Origin of the sequence: Terrabacter ginsenosidimutans, assembly GCF_039539425.1 — a bacterium.
In the GTDB taxonomy this organism is placed as follows: domain Bacteria; phylum Actinomycetota; class Actinomycetes; order Actinomycetales; family Dermatophilaceae; genus Terrabacter; species Terrabacter ginsenosidimutans.
Window position 1 is genome coordinate 992,602 of the sequence record NZ_BAABDC010000001.1, and the last position, 19,228, is coordinate 1,011,829.

Consider the following 19,228-nt stretch of genomic DNA (forward strand, 5'->3'; position numbering starts at 1 on the left):
CGTGAGAGACGCGCAGGACGAGCAGGTAGCCGTCAGCGTCCTCGCGTTCTCAGCGACCTCGGCCGCCCGCCCGTTGCGAGCGGAGCAGGACGACGACGGCCAGCAGCACGGAGACCGGCACGACGACGAAGAGGATGACCCCCGCGGCACGCCGCTGGTCGGCCTCGAGGTCCCGCAGCCATGGCAGGTCGAGGCCGCCCAGCACGGCGGCGCCGAGGACGGTCGAGGTCCGGGCGAGCCAGGCCGCCGCGGCGAAGGCGAAGAGGTCGAGTGCCCCGAGGCACGACAGCAGGGTGCGGGACCCGCGGGGACCGTTGCCACCCGGCCCGACCATCCCGGTCGCCCACAGAGCACCGACACCGAGCGCGGCCACAGTCATGAGGAGGTGCCCCGGATGGGTCGTGAGGGCGAGGTCGAGCAGACCCGTCGCGTGGAGCAGCACGAGTGCCCCGACGAGCAGGACGGTGGCCGTGACCGGCCGGGTGAGGGCGCGCACCGCCCCCGACCGGGCCACCCCGACGACGACCTCACGCGGACCGAGGGTGCCGTCGTCGCGCTGCGGCAGGGCCCACTCGGCCAGCGTGACGGGTGAGGCGGCGACGAGCAGCAGAGGCACGACGAGGGCGAGCACGAGGAGGAGGGCCGTGTGCCAGGCGAGCGACACGCGGCCGTAGACCCCGAGCGGGCCGCTTGTGACCCAGACGAGCAGCAGGCACCCGAGCACCCACGAGACGGAGCGGCCGACGGGCCACGGGACGACGGTCCGCGCCTCGCGACGACCCGCCTGGCTGTCGTCGCGGTGGGACTCGACCAGCGCACGGGCGGAGGCCACGCGGGCAGCGACGGCGCACGCGGCATACACCCCGATGAGGACGCCGGCCACCGCCAGCCAGAGCCAGTCCGTGCGCCAGGTCGCCCACCACGCGACCGCGCTGGGGTCAGGCGGCGCGGGAAAGCCGGTGACGGCGAGCGCGGGGGTCGGGTCGGGCAGGTCCTCGGGCACGGGTGGCGCGCTGCGGGACAGGGCGGCGGCGACGCCGAACGTCGCTCCCATGACGGCGACCTCACCGAGCGCGAGCCGCACGAAGGCGCGCTGTCCCACTCCTGCGTCGAGGGCTGGAAGGGACCGGCGCCGGTGCCACCAGCCGGCCAGGCCCAGGGCGACGAACGCGAGGGACTTCACGACGATCAGCCGCCCGTACGGCGTGCCGAGGTCGGACCACGAGGCCAGCCGGGTCGTCGCCGCGAGCACACCGGAGAGCCCCACGGTGACGAAGGCGACCAGCGCCAGCGTCGAGTAGCGCCGCGCCGTCACGCCGAGCTGCCCGCCCGGCCGGTCACCGAGCCAGCCGTGGAGGACGACGAGCACGACGAGCCCTCCGACCCACGTCGTCGCCCCGAGCAGGTGCAGTGCCATCGCGTCGACCGACGTCTCGTGGTCGTCCGAGGCGCCGGTGTGACTTGCGAGCCCGAGGACCATCACACCGAGAGCCCCGAGGGCGCCCAGCCAGCCGGCGGCGACACGGCTGCGCGCCAGAACCGCTCCCGTCGCGACGACGACCGCGCACCCGCCGGTGAGCAGGCCGATGCGGGTCGCGTCGACCTGCCAGACGAGGGTCTGGAGCTGGGCTCCGAGCGCCGGGCTCGACAGCGGCAGGCCGGCCGCGTCGGCGAAGGTGAGGACGACACCCACGAGCGCGAGCACGGCCCAGACGAGGCCGGCGCCCGCGGCGAGGCGCAGCGGAGCGGACGGTGCGAGGGAGCGCATCCGAGGGCCAGAGAGCGCACGCGCGGGGACCAGGGAGGCCGCGAAGACGAGGGAGGCCACCGTGACGGCCGCAGCGACGTCGTGCCCGACGCGGACGAGCGGCACCGACCAGCGCACGAGCGGACCGGCGTCCTCGACGAAGACGAACGGGTCCATCGCCCCAGACGAGCGTGCCGCCACGGCACAGGCGAGGAGGCCGGTGACCACGGCGACGACGGGTGCGACAGCTGGGATCAGCGCTGTCGGCAGGTTCCGGCGCGAGGGGTTGGTCACGGCCGAGGCGCTTTGGGGTATTCGGTCGCAAATGACCGAATTCGACTGTCGCAGTGGCATTTCGCGTCGTGAGCCATGCATCCGGAGGCGTCTGAAGGCTCGCCGAGGGTTCGCGGAACCACGTCCATCCCCCAGACCCCCATCCCTTGAGATGCACCGGATGCGCCATGGCACAACAGGATTCGTCCCGACGACAACGCCGGAGTCATCCGCACCGCCACTCCACAGCCACCCCCGCGGCCGCGTAGAACGCCGAACGAACGTCCGGTCACATGTCGTATTCGACCAGATGCCAATGGGTTTCGAGACTAGTACGCACGGGTAGCAGTTATGGTGCAAGCGAGACCGCAGAAACCGCTGGGGACCGGTGCAGGCGCGCCTGGTGGTCGAGGGGGACGCAATGGGTGAGCAGCCACAGACACGACGAGCGCTACGGGCACGCGAGCGAGCGCGACACGCGATCATGCTCGTCAGCGGCGTGGTGGCGGTGGTCGTCCTGGGCGCCGCCGTGTGGTTCGGCAAGGGGCTGTTCACGACATCGACGCCGACCGGTTCTCCGTCCGAGATCCCCGGCCAGGCCGCGCCGTTGACGAGGACGCCCGGGCCGACCACGACCCCGACCAGCCCGTTGACCACCTCGGTGCCGGCCTCATCGACCGCCTCCCCGACCGCCTCGCCGAGCGCCTCCCCGACCGCCTCGCCGAGCGCCTCGCCCAGCACGGCATCCGCGAGCTCCCCCGGCACCACCGGGACACCGGGCGCCCCCAGCCCCACGGAGACCGCCACGGTCGACCCGGTGGCGCAGGCCGTCGCCTCGTGCCGGACCAGGTGGGACCTGCAGGCGGCCGCCCGCGACGACGCCTACCGCTCCCTGTCCCAGTGGGACCGGCACCTCGACATCATGAACGACCTGCAGGCGGGCAAGCTCACCCTGGCGCAGGCCAAGGCGGCGTGGCCGGCGACGACCGAGAAGGCGGCAGAGAACATCGTGGCGTTCCGGACCGCCGACAAGGCGCTGGCCGCGTCCAAGGACACGTGCGCCGTGGACGCCGCGGCCACCGGGGCGACAGCCGACGCGGTTCGCGGCTGCGCGGCCTCGATGAAGACGGTCGACGACGTGCTCGCCCGGGCCCGCATCGCCATCGCCCCCTGGGAGACGCACCTCAAGGACCAGTCGCACTTCAAGGCCGGTGGCATGACCCCGGTGGCGGCCGAGGCCGCCTGGCGGGTGCTGTGGAAGAAGGGACTGGCGACGCTGCCCGGCTACCAGGCCGTGGCGGCCAAGGGTCAGTCGGCGTCCTGCAGGCTCCCGGCCTGACCTGCCCCGTCGGCGCTCGCCCGGTCCAGGAGCTCGTCGATCTGCGCGTCGCGGATGGCCTCGTCGCAGAGCCGGACGATGTCCATGACGTCGGCATCCGGGGCGACCGCCACGAGGTCGTGGGCGGGGCCGTCGAACTGCAGGGGCCGCACCGCTGAGCCGAGCAGCAGCGGCACCGGGTCGGCGAGCGACGGCCGCAGGGTCACGGCCTCACGGCTGAGGCTGCCGACGTAGATCGGCTCGAGACCGTCGCCGTCCTCGGGCCCGCGGACGATGACGAGGTGCACGTCGTCGGCGGCGACGGCGACACTGATCGCCCGACGGGCAGCGGCCAGGGCGAACGACGCCAGGCCGCTGAGGTAGAGGGAGTTGCGCTCGGCCCGGGTGCGACGGCGCAGCATCCGGCGACCGCTCGACGAGACGCCCGGCCCTCGCTCGGCGACGATGTCGACGCCCGGATAGCGGCACACGACGGTGACGTAGCCGCGCGAGGTGTCGACGTCCCACCCGGCGTCGACGCACGTGCAGCCGCACGCGGCCGCCGCGAACTCGGCCTCGAGCTCGGCGATGACCGCGCAGCGGTCGTGCTCGGCGAGGCCGTTCCACTCGTCGTCGAGGGCGGCCGCCCGGTGTTGGGCGATGACGACGTGCGCCAGGTCGAGGGTGTGGCTGAAGCTGTCGGCCTCCGTCTCGGCGATGGCCCGGGCCTTGGTGCGGGCCGCCCGCTTGAACACCGACACCTGGGGCAGCGCAGCCCGGAAGGCCTTGCGCTGGAGCAGGCTTCGCTCCTTGGCAGAGATCACGGCACGTTCGGGCGGCTCCGGTCGGCGACGCGGCGGGTGGTGCTCGAGGTGGAGCGAGCCGAGGGACTCCTCGACCGACGCGAGCGCGTGCAGGTCACCGGACTCCTGAGCCTCTCGGGCGCGTGCCTCCAGCTCGGTCAGGCTCCGGTGCACCTCGCCGCCGCCGGCATCTCCTGGAGACGCCGAGCGGGACCCGATACCGGTGCCGACGCGGACCACGCTGCCGTCGCCGTCGAGCGATGCACGCAGTCCGGACGTCGAGGAGCTGAGCCGCACCTCGGGTGCGACCCTGAGCAGCAGATCCACCTCAGAGGTCCAGCCGGCCCGCGGACGCCAGCAGACCGTCCATCTCCCACGCGCTGTCCGCGCCGACCCGCTGCCGTACCGGCTCGGGGGCGGGGCTCGACGTCGTCGCGGCGACGAGGGACTCGGTCGCCGCCCGGGAGCGAAGGCTCGCGAGCCAGCTGCCGCGGTCCGTGCCGTACGCGGCTGCCGTGGCAGCTGACGTGGCGGCGGTCGAGCGGGGCACCGTGCCGAAGCGCGGCGTCCCGGCGTCGCCCGCGGTGGGGCCGGGCCGGTGGTCGACGATCCAGAAGGTCCACCCCCGGGGTGGCGTCGGCCAGCTGGGGTCGGGCATCCAGTCATCACCCGGAGCCCACGACGACGACGGAACCGGCCATCCCGGAGGAGCGTTGAAGCGCACCGACATGTCTACCCCTTAGACCAGAGCCCGACGGGGCCGACCCTGACCCCGACCCTTCAGCCGCACGCTACGACCAAAGTCGGTCAAAGTCTTCGAAATGGACAAAAAGACGTCCGTGCCGGCGCCGTCGCCTCCCGTCGATCTCTCAGGGGTCGGGTTGGGGGCTGGATGGGGGTTGGTTGGGGGGTCGTTCGGGGGCGGCTCGGGGTCGACCCCGATGGGCACCGTCGCCGCTGGCCGCCACGCTGGGAGGCATGACGACGAGCACGCTCATCACGCCCCGCCCGGGCGGCACGGCGACGGCCGATACGGCCTACGGGGCGTATGCCGCGAAGCCAGCGATCGCAGCCACGGTGACGTCCCCATCGGCGCCCCGCACCCGAACGGCCGTGGACCGGGTGCCGCTGCTCGCCCTGCTCGCCCCGCTCCTGCTCTTCACGCACGGGATCGTCGACTGGGTCGACGGACTCGACAGCCTCGAGGACAACGGCGTCGTCCGCACCCTCGGCGGTCTCGGTGGGCTGGCGGCCGCCCGAGACCAGGGAGCGCTCTCCGTCGCGGCCGGCATGCTCCTCGTGGCCTCGGTGGCCGGATTCGCCTGGCTGACGACGGCCCTCGGGGCTCGCCTGCGTCACCTGCCGCTCGCGCTGCCGACGGCGCTGCTCGCAGCCTTCGGCGCCGGTGCCACAGGCGCGGTCTGGCTCGGGCACGTCACCGGCCTGCTCGGCGACACGATCCCTGCCGCGCTCTCGTCGGGCGGTGCGGTGCTCACGGGCGTGGCTCTCGCCGCGGTCCTCGTCGCCCTGACGGTCGAGAGTCACCTGCCGGTCGGCTCCCTCGCCCTGGCGGCGGTCGCCGCAGCGGTGCTGCTGCTCCCCTGGGGACTGAGGCCGCTCGGCTCCCTCCTGCTCCTCATCGCGCTCGCGCCGCTGACCCGGCCGGCCGAGGCAGCCGACGCCGTCGGACCCGCCTGACCCACGATCGGCGAAACTGGCCCCTCGCTCGACGCGCGAACTCGCCGGTAGCCCCCGAGGATGTCGTCATGCGCCCAAACCGGGCGCCGGCACAGTCCCTCTCACACCACGGGAGCTCACCCATGCGACACCCCAGCCTGACCAGACGCGGCGTCGTCGCCGTCGCGTCGCTCGCCCTCGCCTCCACCGCCGCCATCGGTGGGGTCGCCGTCGCCTCGACCGACGCCGAACCGGTCTCGACGCCCGTCACCATCAACACCCCCGACGGCCAGCTCATGAGCTACGTCGTCAACGCCCGGATCGCCAACCCCGGCCAGACGCGCCTCGTCGAGACGGCGGTCAAGGCCGCCGGCGGCGTCGTCGTCCAGTCGTGGCCGCAGATCGGCGTCGTCATCGCGCACTCGAAGGTCTCGACCTTCCGCGCCGACGTCGTCGCGAAGGGCGCCAACGCCGTCGACTCCGTCGGCGCCACCCGCACCGTCGCCGTGTCCGAGGGCACCCCCGAGGTCGCAGGGGCGTCCTGGGGCCGGGGCGCGTCCGGCTACAAGCAGGGCGCGAAGAAGGACGCCAACGGCGACCTCGAGTCCGACACGTCGCCGGCCCTCGCGAGCGACCCGCGCGAGGCCGACCAGTGGGACATGCGGATGATCAAGGCCGACCAGGCCCACGCGATCACCGACGGGTCGCGCAACGTCCTCGTCGGCGTCCTCGACAGCGGCATCGACCCCGACCACCCCGACCTCGCCGCCAACATCGACGTCGCCGACTCCGTCAACTGCACCGACGCCGGCCGCCCCGACCTCTCGGCCACCGGCTGGTACCCGACGACGAGCGACCACGGCACCCACGTCGCCGGCACGATCGCCGCGGCCCGCAACGGTGTCGGCATCGTCGGCGTCGCCCCCAACGTGCGCATGGCTGCGGTCAAGGTCGTCAACGACGCCGGCTTCATCTACCCGGAGTACGCCGTGTGCGGCTTCATCTGGGCCGGCATGAAGCACATGGACGTGACGAACAACAGCTACTACGTCGACCCGTTCGAGTTCTACTGCGAGGACCAGCCCGACCAGTACGCCGCCAAGGAGGCCGTGCGTCGCGCCGTCACGTGGTCGACGGAGCAGGGCGTCGTGCACGCGGCCGCGGCCGGCAACTCGGCCCGCGACCTGTCGGACAAGTCGTCGTTCAAGGACACGACGAGCCCTGACGACCAGCCGCCGGCCGGCTTCGTCACCCGCACCCTCAACAGTGGCTGCGAGGACATCCCGACCGAGCTTGACGGCGTCGTGACCGTGTCGTCGATGCAGAGCGTGCCCACCGGAAGCCAGACGAGCCGCCTCTCGAGCTTCAGCAACCGCGGCCTCGGCAAGATCGACGTCGCCGCTCCCGGCTCGACGATCCTCTCGACGATCGTCACGAACAACGGCTACGGCACGAAGAGCGGCACCTCGATGGCGTCACCGCACGTCGCCGGTGTGCTCGCGCTCATGAAGTCGGTCCACCCGACGTGGACGCCGGCCCAGATGATCGACAAGCTCCGCGCGCAGGCCGACGACAAGGCGTGCGGCGCCGCGACCGGTGGCCCCGTCTGTGTCGGCCCGGTCGAGAACAACAGCTTCTTCGGTGAGGGTGTCGTCGACGCCCTCGACGCCGTGAGCTGACCCAGCATCACTCGAGTGAGCGCCCCGTCCCACGAGCTCGTGGGGCGGGGCGCTCACTCGTGTGGGGCGGGGCGCTCACTCGAGCGGCTCCGTCGTCACACCGTCTGGACGCGGAGGGAGCGGACGGTGCGCGCGAGGAGGACGAGCGCGACGAGCTGGCTCAGCGCCACGACGACGACGAGCGCGGGCAGCGACCGGTCGTAGAGCCAGCCGGCCACGAGCCCGCCGACGATCGCGAAGGCTCCCTGCACCCCGGCGAAGACGCCGTATGCCGTCGCGCGCCTCGGTGCCTCCACGACCTCCGCGACGAGCGCCTTCACCGTCGAGTCCTGCACGCCGTAGGCCAGGCCCCAGACCGCGACCCCGACGAGCGAGAGCCACACCGACCCTGCCAGGGCGAGCGGGGGCACGAGCGCGACGAGGAGGGGGACGGCATACAGCACGGCGCCACCGCGGCGGTCGTAGACGAGACCGACCCCGAGGGCGGCGAGCGCCTCGACGGCCATCGCGCCGGCGTACACGACGGGGACGGTCGCGACGGGGACGAGCCCCTCGACGGTGAGGTGGTAGCCGATGATGCCGAAGGTGACGAGACCTCCGGTCATGAGACCGGCGGCCAGGGCGTAGCCGAAGAACTCACGGGGCAGGCCCGACCCGACGGCGTCGGCGAACCATCCGCGCAGTCCTCGACCCCCCGTCGACGCACCCGGAGCCGACGCAGCCGGAGCGGCGCCCGAGGCACCCGGCGGCTCGACGTCGTAGACGGACGGGTCGGGCACGCGGGAGCGAATGACGACCAGCAGCAGCATGGCCACCGCCCCGGGGATGGCGAGGACCGCCATGCTCGGCCAGATGGCACCGGTCGCAGCGATGACTGCGGCGACGAGCAGCGGCCCGCCGAACGCCCCGACCTGGTCGAGCGCCTTGTGCACGCCGAAGCCACGGCCGCGACCGACCGCCGACGCGACATGGGCGAGCAGCGCCGACTTCGACGGGCTGCGGATGGCCTTGCCGGAGCGCTCGAGGAGGATGAGGACGGCCGCGACGACGAGTCCCGCGCCGCCGATGAACGGCGTCACGGCGAGCAGTGGGACGCAGACGGCCGTGAGGCCGTAGCCGGCGATCGTCAGGCCCCAGTAGCGCCCGGTCCGGTCGGCCAGCGGCCCGAAGACGAGACGCAGCACGAGTGCCATCGCCTCGCCGGCGCCGGTCACCAGACCGACGACGAGCGCGGACGCGCCGAGCGAGGCGAGCAGCGGGCCGTACATCGAGCGTGCGCCCTCGTAGACCATGTCGGCCGCGAGGCTGACGAAGCCGAACCACCACACGACGCGCCACGCCGACCAGCGTCCAGGCCGGCCGGTGGAGGGAGCGGCAGCTGTCGCGTCGGTCATGCCGCGAAAGGTAGCAACCGGATCTGCGCGTCCGGCCCGAGGACGGCCCTAGCCTGATGAGGTGAGCAACCCTGACCGCCACCCCACCGAGGTCGTCTGCGCAGAGGACACGTCCCGGGGCTCCGCCACCTCACCCCCGAGCGTGCTGCCGTACCGCGAGGTGCCGCTCGGCGGGCCGCGCGCCATGCCGGTCCGCCGTAGCCTGCCCCAGCGGGAGCGCTCGCTCATCGGGGCGTGGTGCTTCGTCGACCACTACGGCCCCGACGACGTGTCGCAGACCGGCGGGATGGTCGTGCCCGGCCATCCGCACACCGGCCTGCAGACGGTGTCGTGGCTCTTCTCGGGCGAGGTCGAGCACCGGGACACGACGGGGGCGCACGCGCTCGTCCGGCCGGGCGAGCTCAACATCATGACCGCCGGCTCGGGCATCGCGCACTCCGAGTACTCGACGCCCGGCACGACGGTGCTCCACGGCGCGCAGCTGTGGGTGGCGCTGCCCGAGGCCGACCGCTTCACGGCGCCGGGCTTCGAGCACTACGCGCCGCCGGTGACCGAGGTCGACGGTGACCCCGGCGCCCCCGCCGCCCGCGTCCTCGTCTTCCTCGGGACGCTCTTCGGGCAGACCTCGCCGGTGACGATGTTCTCCGACCTCGTCGGCGCCGAGGTGACGCTCGAGGCCGGCGCCTCGCTGACCGTCGACGTCGACCCGGCCCACGAGCACGGGCTGCTCTGCGACACCGGGCTGCTCACGGTCTCGAACGCGACGGCCAAGCCCGGCGAGATCGTCTTCCAGGGCACCGGCACCGAGCGGCTCACCGTCTCGGCAGGACCCGACGAGCCGGCGCGCTTCCTCGTGCTCGGCGGCAGGCCCTTCGGCGAGCAGATCGTCATGTGGTGGAACTTCATCGGCCGCAGCCACGACGAGGTCGTCGGCTTCCGCGAGGCCTGGCAGCAGGCGCGGGAGACCGGCGGGTCGGCGGCCTACGGCACCTTCCCGGAGGCGTGGGACCACACCCTCCCCGCGCCCGGCCTGTCCAACCTGAGGCTCCGCTCCCGCGGCTGACCCAGTCGAGCGGGTGGGGGAGGATGGGGCGATGCGCGCCACGACGATCCATGCCCCCGGTGACATCCGCCTCTCCGACGTCCCCGACCCGACGATCGAGGCACCGACTCACGCCGTCGTCCGCGTCGTGGCCGGCTGCATCTGCGGCTCGGACCTCTGGCCCTACCGCGGCGCCAACCCGATCACGGCCGGCTCGACCATCGGCCACGAGGCCGTCGGCGTCGTCGAGGAGATCGGCTCCGAGGTCAGCCGGATCAAGAAGGGCGACTTCGTCGTCATCCCGTTCGTCCACTGCGACAACACGTGCCCGCACTGCCTCGCCGGCATGACGTCGGTCTGCGACCACCAGGGCTGGACCGAGAGCGGCCAGGCCGAGCTCGTCCGCGTCAACCAGGCCGACGGCAGCCTCGTCGCGACCGACGGCATGCCCGACGACGCCCTCCTCCCGTCGTTGCTGACGCTCGCCGACGTCATGGCGACCGGCTGGCACGCCGCCGTCTCCTCGCGCGTGGAGCCCGGCGGCACCGCCGTCGTCATCGGTGACGGCGCCGTCGGTCTCTGCGGCGTCATCGCCGCCAAGGAGCTCGGCGCCGAGCGCATCGTCGCCATGTCGCGCCACGAGCCGCGCCAGGCGCTGGCCCGCGACTTCGGCGCCACCCACGTCATCGCCGAACGCGACGAAGCGGGGGTCGAGGCGGTCATGGAGCTCACCGGCGGCATCGGCGCCGACTCGGTCCTCGAGTGCGTCGGCACCGACCAGTCGATGAAGACCGCCTTCCGCATCGGCCGCCCCGGCTCGACGGTCGGCTTCGTCGGCGCCCCGCACGGCGTCGAGCTGCCCGTCCGGCAGATGTTCGTCCGCAACGTCGGCCTCGCCGGTGGGATGGCCCCCGTCCGCACCTACCTGCCCGACCTGCTGGAGCGCGTCCTCGACGGCCGCATCGACCCCGGCAAGGTCTTCGACCTGACGCTCCCCCTCGACCAGGTCGCCGAGGGCTACCGCGCCATGGACGAGCGTCGCGCCATCAAGGTGCTCCTGCGCCCCTGAGCACCAAGCCTGGACAGCCGCCCGCCGCCGACACCGATCGGGTATGCCGTGAGCAGACCAAGCCGTGGACGTGCGGTCTCCGAATCCCGCCCGTGACCCGCGAACCCGAGCACACGGCATACCCCATCGCAGCACCCACCCAGGCCGGAAGCGGGAGCAGGACGTGACAGACGCGCGGCTCATCGACACGGCCGTGCCCAGCGCGCCCCGCGGCATCGCGATCGTGCTGCACGGAGGGGCCGCGCGCAGGAGCCCCATGCGTGTGAGCCCCACCCAGCTGTCGGTGCTGCGCATGGTGCCGATCGCAGGCCGGATCGCGCGGGCCGCGAAGGGCGAGCTCGCCGTGCTCCGGCTGCTCAACTCGACCCGGGGCTGGGACGCGCACCACACCCCGGTCGACGACGTGCGCTGGGCGCTCGCCCAGGTCGCGGACCGTTTCGGCGCGGACCTTCCGGTCGGCCTCGTCGGCCACTCCCTCGGCGGCCGCGCCGCCCTGCTCGCCGCCGCCGAGGAGCCGGTGGTGAGCGCCGTCGCGCTCAACCCGTGGGTCTACCCCGACGAGGGACGCCTCGACCTCACCGGGCGCCGGGTGCTCCTGGTCCACGGCGACGAAGACCGCGTCGCCCGCCCCGTGAACTCCGCCGCGGTGGCGCGCGACCTCGCGCGCACCGCCGAGCAGGTCGGCTACGTCACGGTCGAGGGCGGCAAGCACGCGATGCTCCGACGCCATTCGGTCTTCGACGGCCTTGCTGCCGACTTCACCGCCGCGACCCTGCTGGGCCGCCGGGCCGAGGGCGTCGTCGCCAAGGTCCTGGCCGGCGAGGAGTGGGTCCAGGTCTGAGGTTAGGCTGTGGAGGTCCGCCTGCGAGGGCCGTGCACCGTTTGTAGGTAAGTGACCATTAGGTCACTGATTGCGAACTTGCTTTGCAGTCGTCCCATTGGCCCAATACAGTCGGGTCAACCCCTCCAACGACCGGTCCGGAACTAGGTGAGGACCAGGATTGGCCCCGAGATTTGCGTCCGTCGATGACTACATCGACTCCTACCCCGAGGAGACACGGACCCAGCTTTCGGGCGTCCGGCGCGCCATCCGGGAGGCGGCGCCCCATGCGGGCGAGAAGATCAGCTACGGCATGGCGACCTTCACCGTCGACGGCAAGCCGCTCATCTACTACGCCGGCTGGAAGAACCACGTCGGGCTCTACCCGGTCCCGACGGGCGGCCCGGAGTTCGAGGAGGCCATCGGCCCCTACCGGCGGGCCAAGGACACCGTGCGCTTCCCGATCAGCCGCCCCGTCCCGCTCGAGCTGATCTCCGAGATCACCGAGCTCTGCCTCCAGCGGCGCGCCGCCGCGGCCGAGCAGTCCACGTAGCCGGACAACCCCCTCGAAAGAATTCCGGTGGAATCGCAATCCAGTGAGCCCTGTGGCGGCGAACCCCTGCGCGGAGACGGTCGACGACGACCCCCCGTCTGAAGCAGAGCAGGATGGACGGCTTGTCTCCTCGTCAAGGAGGAACACAGATGCGCACCACCACCACTCGCATTGCCGGCGCCAGCCTCGCCGCAGCAGCCGCCATGGCCCTCAGCATCGGTCCGGCTTTCGCCGCCGACGCGTGGGTCAGCGCCAACCTCAAGCCCGTCGCCGGCAACGGCGTCCAGGGCAGCGGCACGGCCATGGTCGAGGTCCAGGGCAACAAGATCACCGTCACGATGGCCGCGAACGGCCTGCTCCCCGACAACCCCCACGCGGCGCACATCCACTTCGGTGCGGCTGCCCGCCACGAGTGCCCGGTCCTGTCCGATGACAAGAACGGCGACGGCCACCTCAACACGACCGAGGGCGGCCCCGCCTACGGCGACATCGTCGTGTCGCTGACCAAGACCGGCGACACGAGCCCGAAGTCGGGCCTCGCGATCGACCGCTTCAGCACCGCGCCCGGCGGCAAGATCGCCTACCAGCGCGGCAGCATCAAGGTCTCGAGCGACGTCGCCAAGGCGATCTCGGCCGGCGAGTCCGTCGTCGTCATCCACGGCGTCGACTACAACAAGGACGGCAAGTACTCCGGCGACACCAAGAGCGACCTGATGCCGTCGCTGCCGACCGAGGCCACCGACCCGGCGCTGTGTGGCGCGCTGCGCGTCGCTCCCGCGGGCGGCATGCACACCGGCGGCGGCCTCGCGGCTGACAGCCTCAAGAGCGGTGGCCAGAACGAGGCCCTCATGCTCGTCGGTGGCGGGGCCCTTCTCGCTGCGGCCGGTACCGGCGCCTTCGCGGCTCGTCGCGCGCGTTCGCGCGCCTGAGCGACCGAGGCCCTCACATGCCTGAGCCCACGCAGTCTCCCGACGGCGACCGGCCGGCCGGCCACGTCCGTCGCCACGGGCGTGCGGCCGTGGCGGCGGCCGTCGCGGTCACGGCCGTCCTGGTCGTCGTCGGGATCGTCGCGCTCGTGCTCGGGCTCAGAGGGACACCCGGCTCGCCGCAGCCCGCGGCGGGCCGGGTGCCCCCCATCTCGCAGATGTCCAGCCCGCCCGGTCCCGCCACCCCATCCGGTTCAGGCGCCTCGTCGACGCCGCCACGTCAGAGCGCGACGTCGAGTCCCGGGGCCGACCGGGGCGCCGCCGGGAACGGCAGCATCGGGGACTTCCTCGAGGCCTCCGAGCCGACCTCGATCGAGATCCCCTCGATCGGGGTGCGGTCCCGGCACTTCGTGCCGCTCAGCGTCCAGCGCGACGGCACGATCTCGGTGCCGGGCACGGCGCAGGAGGTCGGGCTCTACGACGCCGGCCCCACGCCGGGGCAGCTCGGCCCCTCGGTGCTGGCGGCCCACGTCGACACTCCTTCCGGGGTGCCGGGGATCTTCCACGAGCTGCGCCGGGTCAGGGCGGGCGACGTCGTCAGGGTCTCGCGCCGGGACGGCTCGCACCTGACCTTCACCGTCGACCGGGTCGCGGCCTACAACAAGGCGCATTTCCCGACCGAGCTCGTCTACAAGGGCGACTTCACCAAGGCGGAGATCCGCCTCGTGACGTGTGGGGGGCCCACCGACAGCCGCAACGAGTACCGCGACAACGTCGTCGTCTTCGGCCACCTGACGAACGCGAGCTGAGCGCCCGGCGGACTACCCGCGAGGGGCGGGTGGCTGGCGCCCGTCAGCTGTGACTCCGGTCACACCCAGCCGCAGGTAAAGCGTTGGTATAGGCGCTGAAAACAGACATTCAGGTCTCCCCCTACGCGCCGCCGTTACCGTGGCGTGACATTTGCCAGTTCTGTCGTCTACTCTTCCGGGAGTCCGGCTACCTGGTCGGACTCTCGTGAGGTGGACCGCCTAGTCCTGTCACCGCCTGACGAGAGAGATCAAACCTTGTGACAGGAGCGGAGGAACCACACGTTTCTCCGGGCGTCCGGCGCAACGACTTCGGACGCCCTTGGGGTGAAGACCGCACCCGCCACGCGAACGCTCGCGCGGTGGGGGCAGACCGGGCACCTTTCCGCCCGAACCCGACAGCTAACTTCGTAGGCGCGGAGAGGTACAAACGCGTGAACATTGAGAACACCCGCGGCCGCCACCGTGCGCCAGGTCGCCACAATCCCCTCAACGAGCTCAAGCTGCTCGCCCGTGAGTCGGCTCAGCCGGCCATGAAGGCGGGCGCTGTCGTCGCCGCCACCGGTGGCCTCGTCGCCACCTTCGCCAACCCGGCGAGTGCCGACACCCTGACCCCCAACTCGGGCAACGTCGCTGCTGCCGGCGCCGAGTCCGCGGCCCCGGCTGCCGTCGGCCCCGCGACCGCTGCTGCTCCGGCCGCATCGACCGCGCTGTCGAAGATCGGCTACGCCCCCGCGGTGCAGCAGGCCGTCGCCCAGCGCGTCGCCAAGCCCAAGCCGCAGGTCATCGAGGACGTCCAGGTCAAGACCGAGCGCGCCGCCGCCACGAAGGCTGCCGCTGACCGCAAGGCCGCCGCTGCGCGCGCCTCGCGCGACCTGACGCGCAAGACCCTGACGGCGAGCACCTCGTCGGCCAAGGTGAGCGTGAACGCCTCCGTGCCGAGCGCCTCGTCCGGCATGCGCGCCTCCTCCAACTGGGCCACCGCCGGCCAGTGCACGTGGGGCGCCCTGAACAAGTGGTACCAGTCCGAGGGCTACTACCCCGGCGGCTGGACCGGCAACGCGATGGCCTGGGCCTCCGGCGCTGCGTCCGCTGGCTACACCGTGACCAGCACGCCGCGCACCCGCTCGATCCTCGTCATGCAGCCCGGCGTCCACGGCTCCTCGAGCGTCGGCCACGTCGCGTGGGTGACCGCGGTCAACGGCAACCAGGTGACGATCATCGAGATGAACGCCCTCGCCGGCGCGTACAACTACAACACGCGCACCCTGACCGACGGTCCGGGCATGAAGTACATCTACGCGCCGTGACCCACGGGTCGTGACCGCGGAGTTCTCCGCGAGCTGAGCGCGTACGAAGGGGAGGATGCTGCGGCGTCCTCCCCTTCGTCATACCCGTCACAACCCTGGACAAGCGGGAATGATCGCCGCCTTCCGGACCTTGTCGAGTAGGTGGTTGAAGGCTCCACCGATCAGCGGTGGATGCCGCCGACCACCACCGACAGTCCCCTAGCAGTCCCCCAAGACGTGAGGAGCAGGCCTGTGTCCACGGCCTTCGACACCATCCGCATCGGCCGCTGGGACCTCCCCCAGCGCTTCGTCATGGCACCGCTGACGCGCAACCGCGCCGGCGAGGGCCAGGCACCGACCGCGCTCAACGCCGAGTACTACGGCCAGCGCGCGAGCGCCGGCCTCCTCATCACCGAGGGCACCCAGCCGAGTGCCGTCGGCCAGGGCTACCTCGACACCCCCGGCATCCACTCCGACGAGCAGGTCGCCGGCTGGCGCCTCGTCGCCGACGCCGTGCACGCGGGCGGCGGACACGTCGTCGTGCAGCTCATGCACGCCGGCCGCATCGCGCACCCGGACAACAAGGGTGGCCTCGAGAGCGTCGCCCCGAGCGCCATCGCGGCGCCCGGCGAGATCGTGACCGCGAACGGCCAGCAGGCGTATGCCGTCCCGCGCGCCCTCGAGACCGACGAGATCCCCGCGCTCGTGGCGGAGTTCGTCCACGCTGCGCGTCAGGCGATCGCGGCCGGGCTCGACGGGGTCGAGGTGCATGCCGCGAACGGCTACCTGCCGCACCAGTTCCTCGCGCCGAGCAGCAACCAGCGCACCGACGCCTACGGCGGCTCGCCGGAGGCGCGGGCCCGCCTGACGGTCGAGATCACCACGGCCGTGGCCGAGGCGATCGGCGCCGACCGCGTCGGCATCCGCATCTCGCCCGCACACAACATCCAGGGCGTCCTCGAGCAGGACGAGGTCGAGACCGCAGCGACCTACGAGTCGCTCGTCGAGGGCATCGCGCCGCTCGGTCTCGCCTACCTCAGCATCCTCGGCGACCCGGAGTCCGACATCGTCCGCGACCTGCGCAAGCGCTTCGGGGGTCCGGTCATCCTCAACACCGGCTTCGGCAAGGTGACCGAGCTGGCCGACGTCGAGGACATCCTCGAGCGCGACCTCGGTGACGCGGTGGCCGTGGGCCGCGAGTTCCTCGCCAACCCGGACCTCGTCCGTCGCTGGCGCGAGGGCGCGGCCCTCAACGAGCCCAACCCGGACACCTTCTACGGTGGCGGCGCCGAGGGCTACACGGACTACCCCGCCCTCCCCTGACGTCCCCCACGCCCACTCCCGTCGAGTGAGCGCCCAGTAACAGTCGAGTGAGCGCCCCGTCACACGTCACGTGTGGCGGGGCGCTCACTCGACTGGGGCGGGGCGCTCACTCGACTCTGGGGTGGGGTGGGTAGTGCTCGCCACGTGGGGTGGGCCCTTTCCGGCAGGGCCTTGTCCTCCCCGCGGGCTGACGTGGCGCGGTGGGTCAGGCGGGGTCGGGCGGGTCCTCGCCGGGGGCGACGGGCTCGCCGAGGGGGCGCTGGACCCACGTGACGTCACGCGGGGCACCGAACTTCCAGCCGATGGCCCGGTAGGTGCCCACCGGCTCGAAGCCGAGGGCCGCGTGCAGTCGGGCGCTCGCCTCGTTGGGCTGCGTCATCCCGGCCGCCGCCATCCGGTAGCCCCGCGCCGAGAGCCGCTCGAGCAGCGCCTCGTAGAGCCGGCGCCCGCCACCCCGGCCGCGCCGCCCGTCGGCGAGGTAGACCGAGACCTCGCACGACCACCGGTAGGCCGCGCGCTCCTTGAAGGGGCCGCCATACGCATAGCCGACGACGTCGCCGCCCTCCTCCAGGACGAGGAACGCGTGCCGGTCCTGCGCCTTGGCGATCCGCCGAGCCATCTCGGCGGCGTCGGGCGGCTCCGTCTCGAAGGTCACCGTCGTGCCGGTCACGTAGGGCGCATAGATCGCGGCGCACGTCACGGCGTCGTCGGCGGTGGCGTCACGCACCAGCAGGTCGGGCATGCCGTGATGCTAGGCCGCGGGTGTGTCGCCCGCGTGAACCGGGCCCCAGACGCGAGCCTTCACCGGACCGACCCGGCTCACGGCGATCCGGGCCCCGTCGACCCTGGCCCCGTCGACCCTGGCCCTGTCGACCCTGGCCCCGTCGACCCTGGCCCCGTCGATCCGGGCCTCGTCGAGTCGTCGGCCCGCCTCGCGTCCGGACCCTCCGTGCCCACCACGCCCGCGTCGGAGGTTCCGCCCGGGCTGCCGCCTTCGGCTGAGGTCTCTCGTGCCCGGGACGAGGCCAGCGCCTCCCGGAGCGTGCGAGGGCCACCCGAGCCACGCGGCATACCCGCCGCGAAGCGCGAGACGATGAGGGCGACGAAGGTGACGAGGAAGACCTGCCCGATGACGGCCTCGCTCGCCGCAGCCATCCGGCCGAACTCCGTCACCGCGGCGTAGTCGCCGTACCCGACCGTCGAGATGGTGACGAGGCTGAAGTACATGTAGACGGTCGTCGACACCTCCTGGCCGAAGAGCTGGCTCGACGTGAAGGCGTCGAGGGTCTGGAAGAGGAACGCGTAGGCGACGGCGATCTGCAGGTAGGCCGCGACCGAGCCCATGATGGTCTGGATCGTCACCACCGTGTGCTGCAGCACGCGTCGGGCGATGAGCACCGGGGTCAGGGCGGCAGCGAGCAGCCACGTCGTCTCCGGCGGCACGGCGAGGTTGCCGTCGGCGCGACGCCACGCCAACGTCGAGAGGCTCAGCAGCACGACGGCGAGGACCACGACGTCGACGGCGCGACGCCAGCGCCGCGGGGATCCTGAGGCCCGGGCCGCCGCCACGAGCGCCAGCCCACTGATGGCGTGCGCGAAGAGCTGGGCAGGCGCCGAGCCGCGGACGTCGACCAGGCCCTGGACGGCGATGGTGGCGAGCACGAGGAGGAGGACGAGCCCAAAGCGGTCGAGCAGCGGGTTGGGCGCGTCCGCGCGGACCCCGCGGACACCCCGCGGCCGCGGAGGCATGGCGGCTGGAGCCATGCGCGCCTCCTCTCGGTCGGGAGGCGAACCTCCCGAGACCGAGGATAGGACGGCTGACCCGCCCGCGCGGCCGGGTCGTCACAGCCGGCGACGATATGTGACAAACCCCTTGGCGTGTGCGTGGTCGACGACCTGCTCGACCGTCTCCTCGGGCGTCAGTGCGGAGGTCCGGATCACCACCGCACACGGCATACGCGACGCCCGATACGACACAGTGGACGTATGCCGTGTCGCCGCGTCCTCGTGCTCACCGGACCGCCCGCGGTCGGCAAGACCACGACGGCCCGCGCGGTCGCGGCGACTCGTGAGCGGTGCGCGGTCATCGACGTGGACGACGTGCGTCAGCTCGTCGTGTCGGGCGGGGCGGCGCCGTGGGACGGTGACGAGGGCCTTCGCCAGCAACGGCTCGGCGTGCGCAACGCGTGTGCCCTGGCCGGCAACGTCGTCGGCGCGGGCATCGACGTCGTCATCGCCGACGTGCTGACCCCGGAGACGTCGGCGCTCTACCGCGAGCTGCTGCCTGGCTGCCTCGTCGTGCACCTGACGGTGCCGCTCGAGGAGGCCCGGCGGCGGGCGGCGACCCGGACGGTGTGGCTGACCGACGAGGAGTTCGTGGCGCTCCACGTGGCGGACGCGTCTGCCGACCACGCTGCGGGCCTCGCGCCCGACCACGTGCTCGACGTGCGCGACCTCGACCCCGACCAGCAGGCCGCGGCGGTCGAGGCGGTGTGGGACAGCCCGTGAC

General features: G+C 72.6%; 18 protein-coding genes and 1 riboswitch. Of the genes, 12 read left to right on the forward strand and 6 right to left on the reverse strand.

The annotated features are described in order from the left end of the window. Window positions 1-49 precede the first annotated feature (49 nt). Window positions 50-1,924, reverse strand: coding sequence for a cytochrome c oxidase assembly protein (locus tag ABD831_RS04620; RefSeq protein WP_344942197.1), 1,875 nt, complete (start codon window positions 1,922-1,924; stop codon window positions 50-52). Between the two features lie 517 nt (window positions 1,925-2,441). Between ABD831_RS04620 and ABD831_RS04625 the strand changes: the two genes are divergently transcribed. Beyond that, window positions 2,442-3,359: a hypothetical protein gene (locus tag ABD831_RS04625; RefSeq protein ID WP_344942202.1), complete on the forward strand. Its 918-nt coding sequence runs from the start codon at window positions 2,442-2,444 to the stop codon at window positions 3,357-3,359. Here ABD831_RS04625 and ABD831_RS04630 read toward each other — a convergent pair. Together ABD831_RS04630 and ABD831_RS04635 are read right to left on the reverse strand one after the other, a co-directional pair. Then, window positions 3,329-4,468, reverse strand: a complete 1,140-nt coding sequence (locus ABD831_RS04630) for a hypothetical protein (RefSeq protein WP_344942205.1) — start codon at window positions 4,466-4,468, stop codon at window positions 3,329-3,331. The two genes, ABD831_RS04625 and ABD831_RS04630, sit on opposite strands and share 31 nt — an antisense overlap. Before the next feature lies 1 nt (window position 4,469). After that, on the reverse strand, window positions 4,470-4,799 hold the full coding sequence (locus ABD831_RS04635) for a hypothetical protein (RefSeq protein WP_344942208.1): 330 nt from the start codon (window positions 4,797-4,799) through the stop codon (window positions 4,470-4,472). A gap of 320 nt (window positions 4,800-5,119) precedes the next feature. Between ABD831_RS04635 and ABD831_RS04640 the strand changes: the two genes are divergently transcribed. Beyond that, the gene (locus tag ABD831_RS04640) at window positions 5,120-5,839 is read left to right on the forward strand and encodes a hypothetical protein (protein ID WP_344942211.1); all 720 of its coding nucleotides are present in this window, start codon (window positions 5,120-5,122) and stop codon (window positions 5,837-5,839) included. A 122-nt stretch (window positions 5,840-5,961) separates the two neighbouring features. After that, window positions 5,962-7,497, forward strand: coding sequence for a S8 family peptidase (locus ABD831_RS04645; protein ID WP_344942214.1), 1,536 nt, complete (start codon window positions 5,962-5,964; stop codon window positions 7,495-7,497). Between the two features lie 95 nt (window positions 7,498-7,592). Here ABD831_RS04645 and ABD831_RS04650 read toward each other — a convergent pair whose 3' ends face one another. After that, window positions 7,593-8,891, reverse strand: coding sequence for an MFS transporter (locus ABD831_RS04650; protein WP_344942217.1), 1,299 nt, complete (start codon window positions 8,889-8,891; stop codon window positions 7,593-7,595). A 61-nt stretch (window positions 8,892-8,952) separates the two neighbouring features. Here ABD831_RS04650 and ABD831_RS04655 point away from each other — a divergent pair, with 61 nt between their 5' ends. The 8 genes from ABD831_RS04655 to ABD831_RS04690 all read left to right on the forward strand — a co-directional run bounded on the left by ABD831_RS04655 (window position 8,953) and on the right by ABD831_RS04690 (window position 16,719). Continuing rightward, a complete protein-coding gene (locus tag ABD831_RS04655; RefSeq protein WP_344942220.1) occupies window positions 8,953-9,954 on the forward strand; it encodes a pirin family protein in 1,002 nt (333 codons plus the stop codon). Window positions 9,955-9,985: 31 nt separating this feature from the next. Next, window positions 9,986-11,002, forward strand: a complete 1,017-nt coding sequence (locus ABD831_RS04660; protein ID WP_344942223.1) for a zinc-dependent alcohol dehydrogenase family protein — start codon at window positions 9,986-9,988, stop codon at window positions 11,000-11,002. A gap of 163 nt (window positions 11,003-11,165) precedes the next feature. Next, complete coding sequence (locus ABD831_RS04665) at window positions 11,166-11,843, forward strand: alpha/beta hydrolase (RefSeq protein ID WP_344942226.1); 678 nt, start codon at window positions 11,166-11,168, stop codon at window positions 11,841-11,843. Between the two features lie 160 nt (window positions 11,844-12,003). After that, entirely contained in the window at window positions 12,004-12,375 is a 372-nt protein-coding gene (locus tag ABD831_RS04670) for an iron chaperone (protein WP_344942230.1), read from the forward strand. 149 nt (window positions 12,376-12,524) lie between these two features. Continuing rightward, on the forward strand, window positions 12,525-13,304 hold the full coding sequence (locus ABD831_RS04675) for a hypothetical protein (RefSeq protein ID WP_344942234.1): 780 nt from the start codon (window positions 12,525-12,527) through the stop codon (window positions 13,302-13,304). A 17-nt stretch (window positions 13,305-13,321) separates the two neighbouring features. Next, window positions 13,322-14,110, forward strand: a complete 789-nt coding sequence (locus ABD831_RS04680) for a sortase domain-containing protein (RefSeq protein ID WP_344942237.1) — start codon at window positions 13,322-13,324, stop codon at window positions 14,108-14,110. A 236-nt stretch (window positions 14,111-14,346) separates the two neighbouring features. Continuing rightward, window positions 14,347-14,536, forward strand: a riboswitch (cyclic di-AMP (ydaO/yuaA leader). Between the two features lie 5 nt (window positions 14,537-14,541). Beyond that, window positions 14,542-15,417, forward strand: a complete 876-nt coding sequence (locus tag ABD831_RS04685) for a CHAP domain-containing protein (RefSeq protein ID WP_344942240.1) — start codon at window positions 14,542-14,544, stop codon at window positions 15,415-15,417. Window positions 15,418-15,648: 231 nt separating this feature from the next. Then, on the forward strand, window positions 15,649-16,719 hold the full coding sequence (locus tag ABD831_RS04690) for an alkene reductase (RefSeq protein WP_344942243.1): 1,071 nt from the start codon (window positions 15,649-15,651) through the stop codon (window positions 16,717-16,719). Window positions 16,720-16,924: 205 nt separating this feature from the next. On the opposite strand, the gene ABD831_RS04695 is transcribed toward ABD831_RS04690, so the two are convergent. Both ABD831_RS04695 and ABD831_RS04700 read right to left on the reverse strand, forming a co-directional pair. Further along, on the reverse strand, window positions 16,925-17,461 hold the full coding sequence (locus tag ABD831_RS04695) for a GNAT family N-acetyltransferase (RefSeq protein WP_344942246.1): 537 nt from the start codon (window positions 17,459-17,461) through the stop codon (window positions 16,925-16,927). A 77-nt stretch (window positions 17,462-17,538) separates the two neighbouring features. Continuing rightward, window positions 17,539-18,483, reverse strand: a complete 945-nt coding sequence (locus ABD831_RS04700; protein WP_344942250.1) for a potassium channel family protein — start codon at window positions 18,481-18,483, stop codon at window positions 17,539-17,541. A gap of 222 nt (window positions 18,484-18,705) precedes the next feature. Here ABD831_RS04700 and ABD831_RS04705 point away from each other — a divergent pair, with 222 nt between their 5' ends. Next, the gene (locus ABD831_RS04705; protein ID WP_344942253.1) at window positions 18,706-19,227 is read left to right on the forward strand and encodes an AAA family ATPase; all 522 of its coding nucleotides are present in this window, start codon (window positions 18,706-18,708) and stop codon (window positions 19,225-19,227) included. The last annotated feature ends 1 nt before the right edge of the window (window position 19,228 follow it).

Excerpts from the sequence above, each read along its gene's own strand:
- ABD831_RS04675 (WP_344942234.1), top strand. The coding sequence starts at position 12,525 with ATGCGCACCACCACCACTCGCATTGCCGGCGCCAGCCTCGCCGCAGCA.
- ABD831_RS04705 (WP_344942253.1), top strand. The coding sequence starts at position 18,706 with ATGCCGTGTCGCCGCGTCCTCGTGCTCACCGGACCGCCCGCGGTCGGC.
- ABD831_RS04695 (WP_344942246.1), bottom strand. The coding sequence starts at position 17,461 with ATGCCCGACCTGCTGGTGCGTGACGCCACCGCCGACGACGCCGTGACG.
- ABD831_RS04645 (WP_344942214.1), top strand. The coding sequence starts at position 5,962 with ATGCGACACCCCAGCCTGACCAGACGCGGCGTCGTCGCCGTCGCGTCG.
- ABD831_RS04680 (WP_344942237.1), top strand. The coding sequence starts at position 13,322 with ATGCCTGAGCCCACGCAGTCTCCCGACGGCGACCGGCCGGCCGGCCAC.
- ABD831_RS04625 (WP_344942202.1), top strand. The coding sequence starts at position 2,442 with ATGGGTGAGCAGCCACAGACACGACGAGCGCTACGGGCACGCGAGCGA.
- ABD831_RS04640 (WP_344942211.1), top strand. The coding sequence starts at position 5,120 with ATGACGACGAGCACGCTCATCACGCCCCGCCCGGGCGGCACGGCGACG.
- ABD831_RS04650 (WP_344942217.1), bottom strand. The coding sequence starts at position 8,891 with ATGACCGACGCGACAGCTGCCGCTCCCTCCACCGGCCGGCCTGGACGC.
- ABD831_RS04620 (WP_344942197.1), bottom strand. The coding sequence starts at position 1,924 with ATGGACCCGTTCGTCTTCGTCGAGGACGCCGGTCCGCTCGTGCGCTGG.
- ABD831_RS04660 (WP_344942223.1), top strand. The coding sequence starts at position 9,986 with ATGCGCGCCACGACGATCCATGCCCCCGGTGACATCCGCCTCTCCGAC.
- ABD831_RS04700 (WP_344942250.1), bottom strand. The coding sequence starts at position 18,483 with ATGGCTCCAGCCGCCATGCCTCCGCGGCCGCGGGGTGTCCGCGGGGTC.
- ABD831_RS04635 (WP_344942208.1), bottom strand. The coding sequence starts at position 4,799 with ATGCCCGACCCCAGCTGGCCGACGCCACCCCGGGGGTGGACCTTCTGG.